Origin of the sequence: Microbacterium sp. NPDC007973, from assembly GCF_042958465.1 — a bacterium.
Lineage (GTDB): Bacteria > Actinomycetota > Actinomycetes > Actinomycetales > Microbacteriaceae > Microbacterium > Microbacterium galbum.
Genome location: NZ_JBIBJJ010000003.1, coordinates 203313 through 222074, shown reverse-complemented (window position 1 = coordinate 222074; position 18762 = coordinate 203313). Strand labels below are relative to the sequence as shown.

19 protein-coding genes and 4 tRNA genes are annotated in these 18762 nt (G+C 69.5%); 14 read left to right on the top strand and 9 right to left on the bottom strand.

The window, feature by feature from the left end; all coding sequences use genetic code 11:
• Positions 1–54 precede the first annotated feature (54 nt).
• From ACFZA2_RS09965 to ACFZA2_RS09955, 3 genes are all read left to right on the top strand, one after another.
• Entirely contained in the window at positions 55–234 is a 180-nt protein-coding gene (locus ACFZA2_RS09965; protein ID WP_391403927.1) for a hypothetical protein, read from the top strand.
• Positions 235–396: 162 nt separating this feature from the next.
• Positions 397–2346, top strand: coding sequence for a 1-deoxy-D-xylulose-5-phosphate synthase (dxs, locus tag ACFZA2_RS09960; RefSeq protein ID WP_315995711.1), 1950 nt, complete (start codon positions 397–399; stop codon positions 2344–2346).
• Between the two features lie 92 nt (positions 2347–2438).
• Positions 2439–2573, top strand: coding sequence for a hypothetical protein (locus ACFZA2_RS09955; protein WP_391403923.1), 135 nt, complete (start codon positions 2439–2441; stop codon positions 2571–2573).
• A gap of 102 nt (positions 2574–2675) precedes the next feature.
• On the opposite strand, the gene ACFZA2_RS09950 is transcribed toward ACFZA2_RS09955, so the two are convergent.
• The 4 genes from ACFZA2_RS09950 to ACFZA2_RS09935 form a co-directional block, all read right to left on the bottom strand.
• Positions 2676–4829 (bottom strand): 3-hydroxyacyl-CoA dehydrogenase NAD-binding domain-containing protein, encoded by a 2154-nt coding sequence (locus ACFZA2_RS09950; RefSeq protein WP_391403920.1) that lies wholly within the window; start codon positions 4827–4829, stop codon positions 2676–2678.
• Entirely contained in the window at positions 4826–6034 is a 1209-nt protein-coding gene (locus ACFZA2_RS09945; protein WP_391403917.1) for a thiolase family protein, read from the bottom strand. The genes ACFZA2_RS09950 and ACFZA2_RS09945 overlap by 4 nt, the downstream gene beginning before the upstream one ends.
• Before the next feature lie 71 nt (positions 6035–6105).
• The gene (locus tag ACFZA2_RS09940) at positions 6106–7302 is read right to left on the bottom strand and encodes a ribonuclease D (protein WP_391403914.1); all 1197 of its coding nucleotides are present in this window, start codon (positions 7300–7302) and stop codon (positions 6106–6108) included.
• On the bottom strand, positions 7295–7885 hold the full coding sequence (locus ACFZA2_RS09935) for a DUF3000 domain-containing protein (RefSeq protein WP_315995715.1): 591 nt from the start codon (positions 7883–7885) through the stop codon (positions 7295–7297). Before ACFZA2_RS09935 ends, ACFZA2_RS09940 begins: the two co-directional genes overlap by 8 nt.
• A 25-nt stretch (positions 7886–7910) precedes the next feature.
• On the opposite strand from ACFZA2_RS09935, the gene ACFZA2_RS09930 reads away from it, so the two are divergent.
• Entirely contained in the window at positions 7911–9119 is a 1209-nt protein-coding gene (locus ACFZA2_RS09930; RefSeq protein ID WP_391403910.1) for an alpha/beta hydrolase family protein, read from the top strand.
• Positions 9120–9180: 61 nt separating this feature from the next.
• Here the strand turns inward: ACFZA2_RS09930 and ACFZA2_RS09925 are convergent, their stop codons facing one another.
• On the bottom strand, positions 9181–9621 hold the full coding sequence (locus ACFZA2_RS09925) for a SufE family protein (protein ID WP_391403907.1): 441 nt from the start codon (positions 9619–9621) through the stop codon (positions 9181–9183).
• A 34-nt stretch (positions 9622–9655) separates the two neighbouring features.
• The gene (locus tag ACFZA2_RS09920) at positions 9656–10558 is read right to left on the bottom strand and encodes a sulfurtransferase (protein ID WP_391403904.1); all 903 of its coding nucleotides are present in this window, start codon (positions 10556–10558) and stop codon (positions 9656–9658) included.
• A gap of 120 nt (positions 10559–10678) precedes the next feature.
• Between ACFZA2_RS09920 and zapE the strand changes: the two genes are divergently transcribed.
• From zapE to ACFZA2_RS09900, 4 genes are all read left to right on the top strand, one after another.
• Complete coding sequence (gene zapE / locus ACFZA2_RS09915) at positions 10679–11716, top strand: cell division protein ZapE (protein ID WP_391403901.1); 1038 nt, start codon at positions 10679–10681, stop codon at positions 11714–11716.
• A gap of 166 nt (positions 11717–11882) precedes the next feature.
• Complete coding sequence (locus tag ACFZA2_RS09910) at positions 11883–13157, top strand: ammonium transporter (protein ID WP_315995720.1); 1275 nt, start codon at positions 11883–11885, stop codon at positions 13155–13157.
• Between the two features lie 72 nt (positions 13158–13229).
• Complete coding sequence (locus ACFZA2_RS09905; RefSeq protein ID WP_391403896.1) at positions 13230–13790, top strand: type II toxin-antitoxin system PemK/MazF family toxin; 561 nt, start codon at positions 13230–13232, stop codon at positions 13788–13790.
• Between the two features lie 80 nt (positions 13791–13870).
• Positions 13871–14818, top strand: coding sequence for a hypothetical protein (locus ACFZA2_RS09900; RefSeq protein ID WP_391403892.1), 948 nt, complete (start codon positions 13871–13873; stop codon positions 14816–14818).
• A 53-nt stretch (positions 14819–14871) separates the two neighbouring features.
• Here the strand turns inward: ACFZA2_RS09900 and ACFZA2_RS09895 are convergent.
• Positions 14872–14944, bottom strand: a tRNA-Val gene (locus ACFZA2_RS09895).
• 151 nt (positions 14945–15095) lie between these two features.
• On the opposite strand from ACFZA2_RS09895, the gene ACFZA2_RS09890 reads away from it, so the two are divergent.
• The 3 genes from ACFZA2_RS09890 to ACFZA2_RS09880 all read left to right on the top strand — a co-directional run bounded on the left by ACFZA2_RS09890 (position 15096) and on the right by ACFZA2_RS09880 (position 15406).
• Positions 15096–15168: transfer RNA gene (locus tag ACFZA2_RS09890), tRNA-Gly, on the top strand.
• Between the two features lie 68 nt (positions 15169–15236).
• A tRNA-Cys gene (locus ACFZA2_RS09885) sits at positions 15237–15307 on the top strand.
• A gap of 27 nt (positions 15308–15334) precedes the next feature.
• A tRNA-Val gene (locus ACFZA2_RS09880) sits at positions 15335–15406 on the top strand.
• 456 nt (positions 15407–15862) lie between these two features.
• On the opposite strand, the gene ACFZA2_RS09875 is transcribed toward ACFZA2_RS09880, so the two are convergent.
• Positions 15863–16045 carry a hypothetical protein gene (locus ACFZA2_RS09875; RefSeq protein ID WP_363391592.1) on the bottom strand — a complete coding sequence of 61 codons (183 nt, stop codon included), beginning with the start codon at positions 16043–16045 and terminating at the stop codon, positions 15863–15865.
• 129 nt (positions 16046–16174) lie between these two features.
• On the opposite strand from ACFZA2_RS09875, the gene ACFZA2_RS09870 reads away from it, so the two are divergent.
• The 3 genes from ACFZA2_RS09870 (at position 16175) to ACFZA2_RS09860 (ending at position 17601) form a co-directional block, all read left to right on the top strand.
• The gene (locus ACFZA2_RS09870) at positions 16175–16588 is read left to right on the top strand and encodes a PPOX class F420-dependent oxidoreductase (protein ID WP_391403888.1); all 414 of its coding nucleotides are present in this window, start codon (positions 16175–16177) and stop codon (positions 16586–16588) included.
• A 192-nt stretch (positions 16589–16780) separates the two neighbouring features.
• Positions 16781–17167: an ATP-dependent DNA ligase gene (locus ACFZA2_RS09865; RefSeq protein ID WP_391403885.1), complete on the top strand. Its 387-nt coding sequence runs from the start codon at positions 16781–16783 to the stop codon at positions 17165–17167.
• Positions 17168–17208: 41 nt separating this feature from the next.
• Positions 17209–17601, top strand: a complete 393-nt coding sequence (locus ACFZA2_RS09860) for a TIGR03618 family F420-dependent PPOX class oxidoreductase (RefSeq protein WP_391403882.1) — start codon at positions 17209–17211, stop codon at positions 17599–17601.
• Between the two features lie 3 nt (positions 17602–17604).
• Here the strand turns inward: ACFZA2_RS09860 and ACFZA2_RS09855 are convergent, their stop codons facing one another.
• Complete coding sequence (locus tag ACFZA2_RS09855; RefSeq protein WP_391403879.1) at positions 17605–18756, bottom strand: SLC13 family permease; 1152 nt, start codon at positions 18754–18756, stop codon at positions 17605–17607.
• Positions 18757–18762: the final 6 nt, after the last annotated feature.

Here is an 18762-nt window from a genome sequence, read left to right as displayed (position 1 = left end):
GATCTGCCTACGCCAGCCCCGTCCGGGGCCGGCGACGAACGAGGGGACACCTCTGTGCGCAGATCATTCGCCAACGCCGTCTTCCGCCTGACGGGCCACCGTCTCTGCTGCGGCCGCATCCCGGAGTGGACCGCCCACGTCGGTCAGCCCTGGCGGCCCATCGATGAAGCCCCGCTGAATCTGTACAACGTGATCTGGCGCCTTCAGTCCACGCTGCGGGGGTGGATGGACTGACCGTCGGGGCGACACCGCGGCTCTCGCGGTGTCGTCCCTGCGCCCGCGTAGGCGGACACTACCGGAGCGCGATCGGCAAGCCGTTGCCGGGCCCTCCGCACCCCCCGAGACTAGAATCGACAGACGCGCAGACCCCTGCGCGCCCCGCACGAGAGGAGTCACATGGCTCTCCTACCCGGCATCCACGGCCCCCGTGACCTCGACAGCCTGAACCCCGACGAGCTGCGTCAGCTCGCCGCCGAGGTCCGATCCTTCCTCGTCGAGAACGTCGCCCGCACCGGCGGGCACCTCGGTCCGAACCTCGGCGTCGTCGAGCTCACGATCGCCCTGCACAAGGTGTTCGACTCGCCCGCGGACCCCATCATCTTCGACACCGGACACCAGTCCTATGTGCACAAGATCCTCACCGGGCGCCAGGACTTCGAGAACCTCCGCTCGCGCGGGGGACTCGCCGGCTACCCCCAGCGCTCCGAGAGCGAGCACGACGTGGTGGAGTCGTCGCACGCTTCCAGTTCGCTGAGCTGGGCCGACGGCGTCTCTCGGGCGTTCAGCCGCACCGGCCGCCGCGATCGCCACGTCATCGCCGTCGTGGGCGACGGTGCCCTCACCGGCGGCATGACGTGGGAGGCGCTGAACAACATCAGCGACGACAACGACCGCAACCTCGTCATCGTCGTCAATGACAACGGACGCTCGTACGCCCCGACCATCGGCGGGATGGCGCGCTACCTCAACCGTGTCCGCACGAACGAGGCGTACCGCACCCTGCACCGCGGTTCCGATACGCTCTTCCGCCGACTGGGTCCGGCTGCCCGCGCCGTCTATCGCGGCGTCCGTGGGGGCACTCACGGCTTCCTTTCGCGCTTCACCAACAACGAAGCGCTCTACAGCAACCTCGACATCAAATACCTCGGCCCGATCGACGGGCACGACTTCGAGTCGCTCATCGAGACGCTCGAACTGGCGAAGTCGTACGGTGCCCCCGTCATCGTCCACGCCATCACCGACAAGGGCAGCGGCTACGCGCCCGCCATGAGCGACGAGGCCGACCAGTTCCACGCGGTGGGCAAGATCGATCCGATCACGGGCGAAGCACTCGGTTCCGGTGGCGGGGTGCAGTGGACCGATGTCTTCGCCGAGGAGCTCGTCACGGTCGGTGCCGAACGCGATGACGTGATCGCCATGACGGCGGCGATGCTGCGCCCCACCGGCCTGCAGAAGTTCGCCGAGCGCTTCCCCGAGCGGGTGTACGACGTCGGCATCGCCGAACAGCACGCCGTGGCATCCGCCGCCGGCCTCGCCTTCGGCGGGCTGCACCCCGTCGTCGCCATCTACGCCACCTTCATGAACCGCGCGTTCGACCAGGTGATGATGGATGTCGCGCTGCACAAGGCCGGCGTCACCTTCGTCCTGGACCGCGCCGGCGTGACCGGCCCCGACGGCCCCAGCCATCACGGCATCTGGGATCTCGCGATGCTGCAGCTGGTTCCCGGTATCCGAATCGCGGCCCCGCGCGACGCCGCCCGTCTGCGCGAGGTGTTCCGCGAGGCCACCGCGGTCGAGGACGCCCCCACTGTCGTGCGTTACCCCAAGGGCAAGGTCAACGACGACGTGGAGGCGATCGAGCGCCTGCATGACGGAGTCGACGTGCTCAGTCGCGGTTCGGGTGAAGATGTCCTCCTGGTCGGCATCGGCCCGATGGTGCACCTGGCCCTCGAGGTCGCGGAACGGCTCAAGGCGCAGGGCATCGGCGCCACCGTGATCGACCCGCGCTGGGCCATCCCCGTGCAGCCGTCGATCGTCGACCTGGCGCGGGAGCACCGTCTGGTCATCACCATCGAGGACGGCATCCGCGTGGGCGGTGTCGGCACGCGGGTCCGTCAGGTGCTGCGCGAGGCCGGAGTCGACACGGCGGTCGACGAGCTCGGCATCCCCGATGAATTCATCGATCACGCCACGCGCGAGCAGATCCTCGAGGATGCCGGTCTCACGGCGTCGAAGATCGCCCACGACGTCGTGGCACAGGTGCTCGGCACTCGCATTCCCATGGCCCGCCAGACTCCCACCGGCTCGATCCCGACGATCGAGGAGTGGGAGAAGTCGCGCCCGTAGGCGCGTGAGCGACCGCGAATGGGCCGGGATGCCGATATCCCGGCCTGTTCCGCGTCTGCCGGCGGGATCTTCGCCGTCACGAGAACAGGGCAATGCACCAAGAACAGGCCAAGACGGCGACCAACGTGCTGTCCTCGCCGCTCAGCCTGTTCCCGTGGTCGTACCGCGGGCGCGCCGCGCACACCCGCGCAGCCTCAAGAATAGGGAAGGCGACGGAGACAGGCTAAAACCACAGCAGACTGTCCTCGTCGCTCAGCCTGTCTTCGTGACGGCCGCACGAACGACGACGGCGCCGCCCCCGAGGGACGACGCCGTCGTGAGGGGGAGCCTCAGCCCCCGATGCCGCGGATCGGCGGGTGGTGGAACGTGTCGCCGAAGGCGCGCTCCGACGCCCCCTCGCGGTCGAGGTAGGGCGAGGCTCCGCCGTCGATGAACGGCCAGCCGGCGCCGAGGATGAGGCACAGGTCGATGTCCTGCACCTCGGGGACCACGCCCTCGTCGAGCATGATCTTGATCTCCTGCGCGAGGCCGTCCTGCACGCGGGCGAGGATCGTCTCGGGCGCGACGGGCGTCTTCCCGGTGACGAGCACCTTCTGCGCGGCCTTGGTCCAGCCGGTCACGCGACCGCCCTTGTCCTTCTCGACGACCTCGGGGAGAGCGGCGAGCTCGTGGAAGTTCTCCGACGAGAAGAACCGGTCGGGGAAGGCGTGCGCCATGGTGTCCTGCACGTGCGCGGCGACCTTCCAGCCGACGAGGTCGATCAGCTGGAACGGCCCCATCGGCAGGCCGAGCGGCGCGAACGCCTTCTCGACGACCGTGATCGGCGTTCCCTCGTAGACCGCCCGGGCCGCCTCGCCCATGACCTTAGCCAGCAGTCGGTTCACGACGAAGCCGGGCGCGTCCGCGGTCAGCACCGCGTTCTTGCCCAGGCCCTTCGCGACGACGAACGCCGTCGACAGCGCAGCGTCGGAGGTGGCATCCGTCTTCACGACCTCGATGAGCGGCATGACCGCGACGGGGTTGAAGAAGTGAAAGCCCACGAGACGCTCCGGGTTCTGCAGCACCGACCCGATCTCGGCGACCGAGAGCGACGAGGTGTTGGTGGCGAGGATCGCATCGTCTGCGACGATCTTCTCGATCGCGGAGAACACCTCCTGCTTCACACCCACCTCTTCGAAGACGGCCTCGATCACGAAGTCGCAGTCCGCGAACTCGCTGCGGTCGGTCGTGCCGTGCACGAGCGCGCGCAGCTGGTTGGCGGTGTCGCCGTCGAGGCGCCCCTTGGCCTCGAGCTTGCCGATCTCCTCACGGATGGATGCCACGCCCTTGTCGACGCGTCCCTGATCGAGGTCGGTGATGATCACCGGCACCCGGAGCTTGCGCACGAACAGCAGCGCGAACTGCGACGCCATGAGACCCGCGCCGATGACGCCGACCTTCGTGACCTTCTTCGCGAGCGCCTTGTCGGGGGCCCCGACCGGACGCTTCGCGCGCTTCTGGACGAGGTCGAAGGCGTACATGGATGCCGCGAACTGGTCGCCCGTGATGAGGTCGGCCAGCGCCTCGTCCTCGCGGGCGAAGCCCTCGGCCTTCGTACCGCTCTTCGCCTTGTCGAGCAGGTCGAGCGCGACGTAGGGGGAGCGGGGCACGGTGCCGATCTTCGACTCGAGCATTCCGCGGGCCATCTTGATCGCGATGGGCCACTTGGTCAGGCGCTCGAGCTTGCCGGGCTCGTTCTTGCGCTCGACTTTCACGCGGCCGGTCAGCACGCCGTCGGCCCATCGCAGCGAGTCCTCGAGGTAGCTGGCCGCCGGGAAGATGGCATCCATGATCCCGAGGTCGAACGCCTGCTGGGGCTTCAGCATGCGGTTCTGCTTGAGCGGGTTCGAGATGACGACCTCGAGCGCGTTCTCGATGCCGATGAGGTTCGGCAGCAGGTAGGCGCCTCCCCAGCCGGGGATGATCCCGAGGAACACCTCGGGCAGCGCGATCGCCGCGGCCGATGCGTCGACCGTGCGGTAGGTCGAGTTCAGCGCGATCTCGAGGCCGCCGCCGAGGGCGAGGCCGTTCACGAACGCGAACGAGGGCACGCCCAGCTCCGACAGCGAGCCGATCACCTGGTGTCCGCGCTGCGCGATGAGGCGAGCGACCTCCTTCGACGGCAGCTTCGCGACGTCGGACAGGTCGGCACCGGCGGCGAGGATGTACTGCTTGCCGGTGATCGCGACGGCGTGGATCTCGCCGGCGGCGGCGCGCTTCTTCAGCGTCTCGAGCGTCTGCCCGAGCTCAGCCAGGGTCGCCGGACCCAGCGTGTTCGGCCGGGTGTGGTCGCGCCCGTTGTCGAGCGTGATCAGCGCGAGCACGTTCCCCGAGGGCAACCGCACGTCGCGGACGGGGGAGTGGGTCACGACCTCGTCGCCGGCGAGGGCGTCGAGGGGCGAGAAGTCGATGTCTGCGTTGGAACGGGAGATGTTGTCGGTCACTTGCGCTTCTTCTTTCCGTCGAAGAACGGGTTCTCCCAGATGACCGAGCCGCCCTGGCCCAGCCCCACGCACATGGCGGTGAGGCCGTAGCGCACGTCGGGTCGCTCGGCGAACTGCGCGGCCAGCTGGATCATGAGACGGACTCCGGATGCCGCGAGCGGGTGGCCCAGGGCGATGGCACCGCCCCAGGGGTTCACGCGCGGGTCGTCGTCGGCGATGCCGAAGTGATCCAGCAGCGAGATCACCTGGATGGCGAACGCCTCGTTCAGCTCGAACAGGCCGATGTCGTCGATCGTCAGTCCGGCCTTCTTCAGCGCCTTCTCGGTCGAGGGGATCGGACCGATGCCCATGATCTCGGGCTCGACGCCAGCGAACGCGAACGACACCATGCGCATCTTGGGCGCGAGGCCGAACTCCTTCACCGCGTCGGCTCCGGCGAGCAGGCTGATGGTCGCCCCGTCGGTGAGGGGCGACGAGGTTCCCGCCGTGACGCGACCGTGGGGGCGGAACGGCGTCTTCAGCGTCGCGAGACCCTCGACGGTGGTCTCGGGGCGACGCCCCTCGTCCTCGGTCGCGAGGCCCCACGCGCCGTCGGCACCCTTCACCGCCACCGGCACGAGATCGGGCTGGATCTTGCCGGCCTCGTATGCCGCCTGGACCTTGTGCTGGCTCGCGGCTCCGAAGCGATCGGCGCGCTCCTTGGTCAAGTGCGGGAAGCGGTCGTGGATGCGCTCGGCCGTGACGCCCATGTTGAGGGCGCCCGGGTCGACGAGCTTCTCGGCCACGAAGCGGGGGTTGGGGTCGACGTTGCCGCCGATGGGGTGGCGTCCCATGTGCTCGACACCGCCCGCGAGGGCGAGGTCGTACATGCCGACACCGATCGAGGCGCCCATGGTCGTCACGCTCGTCATGGCGCCGGCGCACATACGCTCGATCGCCAGCCCCGGCACGGTCATGGGCAGACCCGCGAGGATCGCCGCCGTGCGCCCGAGCGTCAGCCCCTGGTCACCGGTCTGCGACGTCGCGGCGATCGCCACGTCGTCGATCCGGTCCTTCGGCACGTCGCCGTTGCGCTCCATCAACCCGATGATCGCCTTGACGACCAGGTCGTCGGCGCGGGTGTTCCAGTACATGCCCTTCTCGCCGGCGCGCCCGAAGGGGGTGCGCATTCCGTCGACGAAGAAGACGTCCGTCATCTCGGCCACTCTGCCTCCATAGTTTGGGATGACCCCAGCCTAGGAAGAGCACTCGACCGCGCAGAATCGGTTGTCCGAACCTACGAATCCGTGCCAGGGGCCTCGTCGGCCGGTTTGAGGGAAGCTACAAAGCTATCGACGATCACCTGTGCAGTCTGGTCAATCTGCCACGGGCGTGCGCCGAGATCCGCGAGAGCGGCCCCGACGTTCTCGACCGTGAGGTCGGCCGGGGGCGCCCATGCCAGACGGCGCAGCGACTCGGGGGTGAGCAGGTTCTCGGTCGGCATCCGCAGCTCCTCCGCCCGCGCCTCGACCGCGGGACGCGCGGCCTTGAGGCGACGGTCGGCCTCGGGGTTGCGGTCGGCCCACGCGCGCGGCGGCGGAAGGGTGTCGCTGGGTATCCGGTCGGCGGGGAGGTCCGTGGTCTCGCGTCCCGCGACGATGGCGTTCCACCAGCGGTCCAGCTGCGTGCGGCTCGCCCGACCGTTGAACTCCTTGACCGCCGAGAGCGCCTGCTTGCTCGAAGGATCCGCCAGGACGGCTGCCACCAGGGCGCGATCGGGCACGAGCCGACCGGGAGCGACGTCCTGCTCGCGGGCGTAATCCTCGCGCGCTTGCCACAATGCCCGGGCGATCGCGAGGGAGCGGCGCCCCCGCACGGTGTGCAGGCCGCTCAACCGGCGCCACGGATCATCGCGCGGAGGCTTGGGCTCGCGATCGAGCACGGCCTGGAACTCCTGCCGCGCGAATTCCGTCTTCCCCTGCTCCGCCAGCTCGGCGACGAGCACGTCCCGCACGTCGATGAGGTGCTCGACGTCGAGACCGGCGTACTCGAGCCAGGATGCCGGCAAGGGGCGCGTCGACCAGTCCGCGGCTGAGTGCGCCTTGGCGAGCGTGATGCCGAGGGTCTGCTCGACGACGGCGCCGAGACCCACCCGCTCGCGGCCGAGCAGGCGCGAACCGAGTTCGGTGTCGAAGATCACCGGCGGCTCGAGACCGCGCTCGCGCAGCGACGGCAGATCCTGGCTGGCCGCGTGGAAGACCCACTCCGCCTCGCCGATCGCGTCCTGCAGGGGGGAGAAGTCGTTGATCGTCGTGGGATCGAAGAGGAACACGCCGGCATCCCGGCGGAACACCTGGATGAGATAAGCGCGCTGCGAATAGCGGAAGCCCGAGGCCCGCTCGACGTCGACCGCGACCGGCCCCGTTCCGGCGGCCAGCGCCTCGCACGCGGCATGGAAGCCCGCAGCATCCTCGATGACGATGTACTCAACCACGCGTGGGCCTCCGGGCTCCGAACACGGCAACGCCCTCCGACCCCGGGGGGAGGCCGGCGAGCATGCACACGAGCTCCGCCCACGCCTCGAGGTGCGGGCGGAAGGGACCGCGCGGCGACCATGACGCGCGAAGTTCGATCTGCGACCCCTCACCCTGGGCGGCGAGAGCGCCGAACCCGGTCGAGAGGGTCTTGGTGGCGGTGCCCGACTCGGAATGACGGTCGGCTCCGCGCGAGTCCAGCGCGTCGATGAGCCACGACCAGGCGACGTCGGCCAACAGAGGGTCGACCCCGATCTCCGGCTCGAGCGGCGCCTGGGCGAAGCAGACGATGCGCCACGCCCCTCCCCAGGGCTCGGGCTCCTCGGGGTCGTGCAAGAGGATGAAGCGACCGGTGCCGAAGGGCGAGTCGGTGGCGTGCTCCTCGGGGCGCACATCACCGGCGAGGGCGAGCGAGAAGGGCGCCAGACCCGCCGGGGAGGGGATCTCCCGCACGACGAGGTCGTCACGGAACGTCGTGGCACGCACCTCCTCGGCGGCACGCGCGAACGGTCCGGCGGCCTCCGCCGGGCGATGGTCACTCACGGCAGCAGACTAGAGTGAGGCCTCGATGAACGCTCCCAGGCGCGCCGCGGGTCCCCGCGCATCGCGGCGCCGCATCACCGGTTTCCGCATCGCCCTCTCCTCCCTGGGTCTCGCCCTGGCCGCCTCGGCGGGCGCACTCAGCGCCGTCTCGCTGCGCGTCGCCCGCACCGTCGTGCGCCCGGCCGGCCGTCGCCCCGACACCCGCATCCTGCGCCTGGACGCCGCCGCGCAGACCATCACCCTCGCGCGAACGCCCGACACCGCGCTGCCCGGCCGATACGGACTCTTCACCGTCGGTTCGGCCGAGTACCTGCGCCTCGGCGCCATCGTCGGCAGCGAGGAGACGAGCGTCACCCGCAAGCTGCTCACCCACGTCGCCGCCGACGGCGATCTCGCCGCCGAGGCCGCATTCAGCGGCTGGTACTACGACCAGCCCGGGCAGCTGCATCTGCCGTTCCACGATGTCGACATCGAGACCGCAGTGGGCCCATGCCCCGCGTGGGAGTTCCCCGCATCCGCCCCCACCGACGTCTGGGTGATCCAGGTGCACGGTCGCGGCACCACCCGCGCCGAGACCCTCCGCGCCGTCCCGGTCTTCCATGCGCTCGGCATCACGAGCCTCGTCGTGTCGTATCGCAACGACGGCGACGCCCCGACGAGCCCCTCGGGCACCTACGGCCTCGGCGCGACCGAGTGGCGCGACCTGGATGCCGCGATCGGGTACGCCCGACGGCAGGGGGCGCGCCGCGTCATCCTCATGGGATGGTCGATGGGCGGTGCCCTCGCCCTGCAGGCCGCCCTCGAGTCGCCGCACGGCGACGTGATCGCCGGTCTCGTGCTCGACTCGCCCGTCGTGGACTGGCGCACGGTCCTCGCGTTCCAGGGACGCATGATGCGTCTGCCCGCGCCGGTCATCGCGCTGGCCCAGACCACGATCCGCTCCGGCTGGGGCGCGGCAATGCTGGGCGCGGACGAACCCATTCCCCTCGATCGGCTCGACGTGGTCGCCCGCGCGCGAAGCCTTCGGCATCCCCTGCTCATCCTCCACAGCGACGACGACGGCTTCGTCCCCTCCGACGCCTCGCACGCGCTCGCCGCGGCCCGACCCGACCTCGTCACGATGGAGACGTTCACGACCGCCCGCCACACCAAACTGTGGAACTTCGATGAGACGCGCTGGTCCGACGCCATCGCGCGATGGCTGCGCGAACGGGGTCTGTCCCAAGAGGGCTGATCCCGGATGCCGGAACCCGGCGGGATCACCGAGATCGGCTCGACCCCGAGGGGGTAGCGCTTCAGGCGGCGCGCTTGGCGCGCACCTGGCGCTTGGCACGCATGAGCATGCCGGTCATGCCGGCGATGCGGAGCGGGCTCACGGCGCGGGTGAGACCGATGCTCTGCGGGAAGTCATCGGGCACGGCGAGCATCTCGTCGGCGCTCAACCCGGTCAGCCCCTGCGCGAGGATGCTGGCGAACCCGCGCGTGGTCGGCGCCTCGGCGGGCGCCGTCGCATGCATCGCGACACGGTCGTCATCATCGACGGTGACGATGATGAACACCGGCGACTGGCATTCCGCCACCCGTTCCGCGAGCTCCGGGTGACCCGCGTACTCCGCGGGCACCTCGGGCAGCTCCTGGGAGAACTCCAGCAGCAGCTGCAGGCGGTCGGGCTCGTCGAGCTCGAGGAACTCCTCGCGGATCTCGGCGAGGCGGGCGGGGAGGGCGATTTCGGACATCACCGTCATCCTCCCACGCCCACCGCGGCCGGGGTCAGCGACCCGGGATCTCGCCCGGTTCGGCGCCGGCGACGATCGGCACGCGCACCGCGCTGCCCCACTCGGTCCACGAGCCGTCGTAGTTGCGCACGTCGTCGAAGCCGAGTAGGTGCTTGAGCACGAACCAGGTGTGGCTCGAGCGCTCTCCGATGCGGCAGTACGCCACGATCTTGTCGCCGTCGGCCAGGCCCGCACCGTCGCGGTAGATGGCATCCAGTTCGGCACGCGACTTGAAGCCGCCGTCCTCGGCGACGGCCTTGCCCCACGGCACGCTCTGCGCGCTCGGGATGTGACCGGCGCGCAGCGCGCCCTCCTCGGGGTAGGCGGGGGCCGTGGTGCGCTCGCCGGAGTACTCCTCGGGGGAGCGCACATCGATGAGGGGGTTGCCGAGGTGGGCGAGCACGTCGTCCTTGTAGGCGCGAAGCAGGGAGTCGTCGCGCTCGACGACCGGGTAGTCGGTGGGCTCGACGACGGTCTTGTCGGTGGTGAGGGGGCGCCCCTCGGCGATCCACTTGTCGCGGCCGCCGTCGAGCAGCCGCACGTCCTCGTGGCCGAACAGCGAGAACACCCAGAGGGCGTAGGCGGCCCACCAGTTGTTCTTGTCGCCGTAGATCACGACGGTGTCGTCGCGGGAGATGCCCTTGGCGCTCAGCAGCTCGGCGAAGCCCTCGCCGTCGACGTAGTCGCGCACGACGGGGTCGTTGAGCTCGGTGTGCCAGTCGACCTTCACCGCCCCGGGGATGTGACCGGTCTCGTAGAGCAGCACGTCCTCGTCGGACTCCACCACGACGAGCCCCGGCGCCCCGAGACGCTCCTGCAGCCATTCGCCGGTGACGAGTCGGCCGGGCTCGGAGTACTCGGCGAATTTGGGGGAGGTGGTGTCGATCTCGACGGTCACGGAGAACTCCTCTTGTCAGGGCGGCGGGAACGGCGGCATAGGGTGGACACCGCACCATCGACCCTAGATCCGCGGCAGGGGGCACGCACCCCTCCCGTAAGACTGCGACACAGGACGGCCATGACCTCTACGCCCGCGACGACCGGCCTCATCCACCTCATCGATCGCGAGCCCGCGGTCACGGGCGCCGAGATGGTGAGCGCACTGGTGCCGCCGCCGCAGTTCGACGGGGCGACGTTCGAGTCGTACCGAGCGGACGACGCGTACCCCTCGCAGCAGGAGGCCAAGGAGCTGCTTCAGGCCTTCGCGGGCAAGCAGTCGGCCCCGGCCAAGAAGGGCGGGTTCTTCCGCCGCGCCGAGAAGACGCCGCCCATCAAGCCCGGCGTCTACCTCGACGGCGGGTTCGGCGTCGGCAAGACGCACCTCCTCGCGTCGATCTACCACGCGATGCCCGCCCGCCGGAAGTACTTCGGCTCCTTCATCGAGTACACCGCCCTCGTGGGCGTGCTCGGCTACGCGAAGGCCGTGGAGCTGTTCCGGGGCTCCGACCTGCTGTGCATCGACGAGTTCGAGCTCGACGACCCGGGCGACACGATGGTCATGACGCGGCTCCTCGGCGAGCTGGTCGCATCCGGAACCCGACTCGCCGCGACCTCCAACACCCCGCCGAACGCGTTGGGCGAAGGTCGCTTCGCGGCGCAGGACTTCCTGCGCGAGATCCAGTCGATGTCCGACAGCTTCCGCACGATCCGCATCGACGGCACCGACTTCCGCCAGCGCGCCATCGACGGTGAGGCGAAGGTGCTCTCCGACGACGACTACCGGACAGCGCTGGATGCCGCGGCCTCCGGCTCGGTGGCCTCGGACGACGCGTTCACCGACCTCGTCGGGCACCTGGCTCGGGTGCACCCGTCGCGCTTCATCCGCCTGATCGGCGGTGTCGACGTCATCGGTCTGCGCGATGTCGAGGTGCTGCACGACCAGTCGGCCGCCCTCCGCCTGGTGGCCTTCGTCGACCGCGCCTACGACGCCCAGATCCCGATCCGCGCCACGGGAATCGCGCTCAACTCGGTGTTCGGCGACGAGATGCTCGCCGGGGGTTACCGGAAGAAGTACCTCCGCGCGGTGTCGCGCCTGGTCGCGCTGACGCACTCCTGAACCCGGTTCATCGGCGCCTCCCATCGGCGCGAAACGCGATGTTTACCGGAGGGCCGCGCCTGTAACCTTCGCGAAACACGGGGCGGACGGCGGTGGTAACCGCGACTGGGAACACTGAGGGGACCCGACGCTACACCTGCGTCCCTGCAGAGAGGTTTCCTCCGAGATGGATCAAGGCAACACCGCATTCATCCTGATAGCAGCGGCACTCGTGCTGCTCATGACGCCAGGACTCGCGTTCTTCTACGGCGGCTTGGTCAAGGCCAAGAGCGTCATCAGCATGATGATGATGAGCTTCGGCGCCATGGGCCTCATGGGGGTCCTCTGGGTGCTCTACGGCTACTCGATCGCGTTCCCGACCACGGCTGAGGGCACCACCCAGTTCCCGTGGGCGATCGACCCCAGCAACTTCAGCCTCGCCGGCGTCCTCGAGACGCCCGAGGGCGCGGCCTACCCGCCGCTCGCCTTCGTCGCGTTCCAGGCCACCTTCGCCATCATCACCGTCGCCCTGGTCTCGGGTGCCATCGCCGACCGCGCCAAGTTCGGCGCGTGGATGATCTTCGCCGGCATCTGGGCCACCGTGGTGTACTTCCCGGTCGCCAGCTGGGTGTTCAACTTCGGCCTCGCCGACGACGCGTCGTTCTCGTACGGCGGCTGGATCACGCACGGTCTGCAGGACGTCTTCGGCGTCGGCGCGATCGACTTCGCCGGTGGAACCGCTGTGCACATCAACGCCGGTGCCGCCGCCCTGGCCCTCGCTCTGGTGCTCGGCAAGCGCGTCGGCTTCCAGAAGGGCGCCCACGTCCCCCACAACCCGCCGTTCGTGCTGCTGGGCGCCGGTCTGCTGTGGTTCGGTTGGTTCGGCTTCAACGCCGGCTCCGAGCTCGCCGCCGACGGCACCGCCGCGCTGGCCTTCGTCAACACCATCGCCGCCCCGGCCGCAGCTCTCCTGGCCTGGCTGATCGTCGAGAAGATCAAGGACGGCAAGCCCACCTCGGTCGGCGCCGCCTCCGGTGCCGTCGCGGGTCTGGTCGCCATCACGCCCGCCTGCGCCGCCCTCACGCCGTTCTGGGCCATCGTCCTGGGTCTGCTCGCCGGTGCCGTCTGCGCCCTGGCCATCGAGCTGAAGTTCAAGCTCGGCTTCGACGACTCGCTCGACGTGGTCGGCATCCACCTCGTCGGCGGTCTGATCGGAACCCTGTACCTGGGCATCTTCGCCACGGGCACGGGCCTCATCAACAGCGGTTCGTTCAACCAGCTGATCGTCCAGGCGATCGCGGCCCTCGCGGTGCTCGTGTACTCGTTCGTGCTCGCCTTCGTCATCGGCTTCGCGATCGAGAAGACGATCGGCTTCCGCGTGAAGAACGAGGACGAGATCGCCGGTATCGACACCGTCGTCCACGGAGAAGAGGGCTACGTGCTCTCCGACGTGCGCGGCTGAGTCCGCTTCACCCCGAGCGGGGCGCCACCGATTCGTCGGCGGCGCCCCGTTCCGCGTGTCTAGGGTGGGCCCATGGGAACGACTTCTCGCGTGCTGTCGGCGCTGCTCGGCCTCTTCCGGTCCGGATCCGCGCCCGCCACCCCCGCCCGCCCCCCGCGCCCGGCCACGGCCCCCACGCGGCGCCCAGCGAGCCCCCCACGTCCCGCCACCGCCTCGACCGCGCCCGCAGGCACCGATACCGTCGAGATCGATCCTCCGCGGCGCCTGACGCTGTCGTACGCCCCCGAGCGCGACGACGCACCCGACGGGGGAGAGATCATCTGGACGTGGGTGCCCTACGAGGAGCGCGACGGCCGCGGCAAGGACCGCCCTGTGCTCGTCCTCGGTCGAGCGGATGCCACCCGGTCGTACGCCGTGCGCCTGACGAGCAAGCCGCACGACGGCGACCGCCAGTATCTGTCGCTCGGCACGGGGGAGTGGGACCCGCAGCGCCGACCGTCGTGGGTCGACGTGGAGCAGGTGTACCTCGTGCACGACGCGGGCATGCGCCGCGAGGCGGCCGCCCTCGACCGGAAGCGCTTCGACGCCGTCGCGGCAGCCCTGCAAAAGCGGTACGGGTGGTCGCGGGCGTGAGCGAGATGCTCCTCGATGGACCGAGGGGACGACGGCTGTGTCTCGAGTACGCGTGTCGTGATCCGCGGCTCGCAGAACTCGTGAGCTTCTACACCTTCCACCATCGGGACGAGCGGTCCACGGTCATCGCGTTCGACGATGGGGAGCCGGCGCCGATCCTCGACCCCGGCGTGGGCGACATCGCCGACGTGCTGGCCGCGGCATCCGGAGCTCCCGTGGACGACGTCGCCCTGGCGGCCGCGCTGCGCGTGACGGTCGATGTCGCGCGGTACTGGCAGGAGCCCGACACCGTCGACGTGCTCTGCTCCGATCCACGCGTCATCGGAGCGCTGAACCCGCTCGCCCGCGACCTCCTCCGCCACGCGGGGGGCCGGTGGAGCCGCGAGCGGAGCGAGGAGCAATGGGCCGTGCAGTGGCGGCTGCGCGAGGCAGCCGGGCCTCTCGCCCGCGACGCCGCCGTCACGCTCGCGGCATGGGACGCCGACGTGCGCGCCCAGGAGGAGAGCGCCCGTGAGGAGTTGCCGCGCCATCCGACGGCCCGGATATCGGGCGAATGGTGGTCGGTGCCCGTGCGGCTGCTGTCGACGCGAGGGAGCGTCGACGCGGCGCTCGACCTCGTCGAGGACTCCCTCGGCGAGGAGGTCGCGACGGTGGTCCCGGTCGTGGGATCCGGCCGCACGCTCGAGATCCGCGGCGCCGCGGACTGGGCGGCGCTCTGCCGGCGGTACCCCGTCGAGGTGACGGCCTCGCGCCGGCACGACTGGTTCCGCACGACGGGGCGCGACGGGCGCTGGCTCGTGCCCGACTGGGGCCGCGTCGCCAACGAGTGGGAGGCCGTGCACCTGACCACCCGCGGCTACCTCGCCGGTGCCACACGAGCCATCACCGTCGACGACGAGTACGCGAGCGTCATCGCGGGATGGGAACCGGATTCGACGATCTGGCTCGCTGATGCGGTGGTCGAGAGCGGTGACCGACAGGAGTGGAGACGCGATCATCCGGATGCCGCGTGGACGCGGGTCGCGTGAGTCGACACCCCGGGAACGACGAAGACCCCCGGGATGACCGGGGGCCTTTTCGGTGGGCGATACCAGACTCGAACTGATGACCTCTTCCGTGTGAAGGAAGCGCGCTACCAACTGCGCCAATCGCCCGCATCCCGAACGGGACTCATCGATCGTACCGGATGCCGAGAGGTACTCCCGACCATTCCGGGAGACACGCGCGGGGCGCACCTCGTTTTGCGCGCGCGCTCAGATCGGGTAATGTCTTACGAGTGCTCGGGGCAAGCCCCGGGAACGAAATGCGGATGTAGCGCAGTTGGTAGCGCACAACCTTGCCAAGGTTGGGGTCGCGAGTTCGAGTCTCGTCATCCGCTCGAGTGGAGGGAACTGTCGTCAGCACGGCTGATGAACAGATCACGACACGTGGGTCGAACCACATCACGGTGGCGTGGCCGAGCGGCTAGGCACCGGCCTGCAAAGCCGTTTACACGGGTTCGAATCCCGTCGCCACCTCAACTCACAAGAGAACAGCCTGTATAGGCGCGATTGGCGCAGCGGTAGCGCGCTTCCCTGACACGGAAGAGGTCACTGGTTCGATCCCAGTATCGCGCACCGAATGAAACCCCCGGTTCGCCGGGGGTTTTTTCGTTCGCGTCACGGGGATGAGGGGCCGGCATCCCGGGTGCCTGTTCGCGCGAAGAGACCGCCGTATCGGATCAGGTCGAGCGTGGCCGACGCCGTCGTCGCGATCTTCGCGCGAGAAAGGTGCTCGCCGCCTCCCGCGCGAGCTCCTGACAGGCGGGCGGACCGGTGTTATCGCGCCGAAGCGATCCTCGAGTTCCTCATCGCCGACGAGCTCGTCCACCGGCGATGGCATCCCGGGCGAACCGGGGGAGTGGTCGTTCCCGCCGCCAGTAAGGGGGGCTGCGGAGTGCCTGGCGGCGGGAACGAGACGACGCTAACCCATGTCCACCGAAAGGGGGACACAAACCCACCGGTCTTGCGGCACCGTTGCGCATCCCTTGCGCTGACGTTGAGGTTCGGCATAGTCGCCGCACAGCGGGTCGATCAGATCACGTCGAGGCTCTCGAGATACTGCGCCACGCGCTCCTCGTCGACGACGTCCAGCGGCTGGCCGTTCACCCGGCGGACGGATGCCAAGGTCGTCATCGACTCGTTCGTCAATCCGAACCGGTATGTCTCCAGCGACACGACCACAGGCCCCACCTGCGGGACGTCATAGCTCCCCATGACCGCGAGCGTAGGGGTGTGGGGAATCCTTGTGGAAGCGCTCCCACGCACACTCTTCGCAATCCGGCCTCCGTTGAACGTCTCGCGCAACCCTCGAGCGGGCGGGTCGGATCCCGCTAGCGTGGCACCATGACGATCCCCGACACCCATTGGCGTGAACTCGCCTCGTCGCCCTTCGTCTCGCTCGGCACCTATCGCAAGAACGGCACGCTCGTGGCGGTGCCGGTATGGATCGCCCGCGACGGCGACGAACTCGTCGTCACCAGCGAGCGTTCCACGGGGAAGGTCAAACGCCTGCGCAACGATTCGCGGGTCGTCCTGCGCCCCTGCAGCCGCATGGGGTCCATCGACCCGGATGCCATCACCGTCGAGGCGCATGCGCGCATCGCGGGGCCTGCGACCGACGACGATCGGGCCGACCGCGCCCTGCGCCGAAAGTACGGCCTGCAGTTCCGCATCATCCTCGGCGTCGAGGCGCTGGTCCGGCGCATCCAGCGCAAGCCCGGTGATCGGGTGATCCTGCGGATCTCGCGCGCCGGCTGACGTCCCGGTCCCCGTCCGAGTGGACGCGTCGCGCCACGCACTACCCGCGTAGCGACGGAGGGACAAGGGGGTTTGCGGCAGCCGGCCGCGTGGGAGACAGTGCAACGAAGAAACGGCGATGGAACCCCGGCCATCAGCGTTCGACTTCTCGCCTGGAGATGCGCACACCGGGGCGACGATCGCCCGGGGATCATGATGGGCAAATTCATCTACGACGGCGACGTCAAGGTCGACTTCGAGGATCGCCTCCTCGCGCACCTCCAAGCCGTGATCATGGCCAAGGTGCGTCGCGGGGAGTCCTTCCCGTTCACCTGGAAGGACGACATCAGCACGGGCGGAGGACGGACGACGGTGTACATCCACCCCAACGTCTCCCTGGTGTTCAAGTACCACGGAAGCCGGACGCCCCAGCTGAGCCCGGCGTGGCTGCACGCGCTCACCTACAACGCCAACTCCGGGCGGGGCCTCTACGTCATCCCGGAACCCGATGAGTTCTCGCCGCGCGAGAGCCTGCAGCGGGAGGAGATGGTCTTCCGCGAGGTGCCGAACGAGCAGGCCCCCGCCCCCGCGCGGTCCTGAGAACGGGAATGCTGGGCGGTCGCGCGGCGGTTACGACTCGCATGACCTCCTGGACCGATGCGAAGCCCTTCTTCGAGACGAACGCCGTCGCCCACCTGTCCACCCTGATGGCGGACGGCTCGCCCCACAGCATTCCGTTGTGGGTGGGAGTCGACGGGGAGCGTCTCATGATCTTCACCGAGGTGAACACGCTCAAAGACCGCAACATCCGGCGTGATCCCCGCGTCGCCGTCTCGGTGACCGGCGCGGACAACCCCTACGCCATGGCGTTCGTGCGCGGCGAAGCGGTCGAACGCATCGACGGCGAGGACGCGCTGCCGTACGTCGACCGCATCTCGACCCTTTATACGGGTGAACCGTACGGCCTTCGCGACGGCCTCGCCGTGTGGTTCATCGAGCCGCGCAAGGCGTGGTCGCGCACCTACGAGGACTGACCCTCAGAGCGCGAGCGGCAGGACCCCGAGCAGCAGGATCAGGGGGGCGATGACGGCGCCCAGCACGATGAAGCGAGTCCAGCGCACCTCGACACCCGCCGCCACGAGCCGGTCGTGCCAGAGCAGCGTCGCGAGCGACGCCCATGGCGTGACGATCGGCCCGGCGTTGACGCCGATCAGCAGCGCCGCCAGACGCACGGGGGAGCCCGCGACGGATTCCAGCGCGAGGTACGCGGGCAGGTTGTTGATGCCGTTGGCCACGAGCGCCCCGACCCCGGCGAGCTGCCAGAGCGACCCCAGGTCGTCGCCCGTGCCCGCGAGCACCGAGGTGACCCGTCCGATGCCGAGGGCCTCGAGGGCTCCGACCGCGAGGAACAGCCCGCCGGCGAACACGAGCAACGACCAGGGCACCAGCCGGATGCCGAGGCTTTTCGGCGCGCGCAGGGCGAACGCGACGACGAGCACGACGGCGGCGGCGACCGCCGGCATCCACGGCTCGAGACCGACGACCAGCAACGGCAGCAGCGCGAGCGTGACGATACCCGCCACGCGCAGGAGAACGGGGTCGGAGACGGTGGGGGCGGCGGCATCCGGGTAGGTCCGGGGGAGACGGCGGAGGAAGACGACCGTCAGCACCACCACCGACACCGCGATCGCGATGACCGCGGAGGGACCGAGCAGGGCCAGGAACGCCACCGGATCGTGTCCCCCGCCGAGGGCCTCGGATGCCAACAGGTTGGTGAGGTTCGACACGGGCAGCACGAGCGAGGCGGTGTTCGCGAGCACCACGGTCACGAAGGCGAACGGCAGAGGATCCATCCTGCGTGCGACCGCCATCGCCACCACGACGGGTGTCAGCAGCACCGCGGTCGTGTCGAGGGAGAGGAAGGCGGTCGCCACGGTCGCGAGCAGCACGACGAGAGCCCACAACAGGGCGGTACGTCCTCGCGCGATCTTCGCCAGACGCGCCGCGACCACGTCGAAGAGCCCCGCGTTGGATGCCAGTTCCGCCACGATCGTGACGGCGACGACGAAGAGCAGGATCGGCCACACGCGATCGGCGACGGCGAGGGCGTCGGCGGCGGGGAAGGCGCCGGTGAGCAGCGCGATGATCCCGAGGATCCAGAGCACGCCGCCGATGATGGCCAGAGTCACCGCTCC